The sequence below is a fragment of the Corynebacterium sp. HMSC056F09 genome, from assembly GCF_001815785.1.
Lineage (GTDB): Bacteria > Actinomycetota > Actinomycetes > Mycobacteriales > Mycobacteriaceae > Corynebacterium > Corynebacterium hiratae.
The window spans coordinates 152,779-153,171 of the sequence record NZ_KV821945.1 but is presented as its reverse complement, the minus strand read 5'-3'; the positions used below and the strand labels follow the sequence as shown (position 1 = coordinate 153,171).

At 67.4% G+C, this 393-nt stretch carries 1 CRISPR repeat array.

Annotation, left to right across the window (positions count from 1 at the left end):
* Position 1: 1 nt before the first annotated feature.
* Positions 2-393: direct repeats of the CRISPR family, unit length 26 nt; unit sequence GCTCATCCCCGCTCACGCGGGGAGCA.

Here is a 393-nt window from a genome sequence, read left to right as displayed (position 1 = left end):
GGCTCATCCCCGCTCACGCGGGGAGCACGCGAGCTCGAAACGGGTGAGGTAGAGCTTTCCGGGCTCATCCCCGCTCACGCGGGGAGCACCGGTGTGACAGCCATGTAGTTACCTCCATGTGGGGCTCATCCCCGCTCACGCGGGGAGCACGAGCCGCGACCGTAAGACGGTGCTGACGGATGGGGCTCATCCCCGCTCACGCGGGGAGCACCGGTGTGACAGCCATGTAGTTACCTCCATGTGGGGCTCACCCCCGCTCACGCGGGGAGCACGAGCCGCGACCGTAAGACGGTGCTGACGGATGGGGCTCATCCCCGCTCACGCGGGGAGCACGTTGTAGAGGCGTGTGGTGCCTTTGGTGATGAGGGCTCATCCCCGCTCACGCGGGGAGCA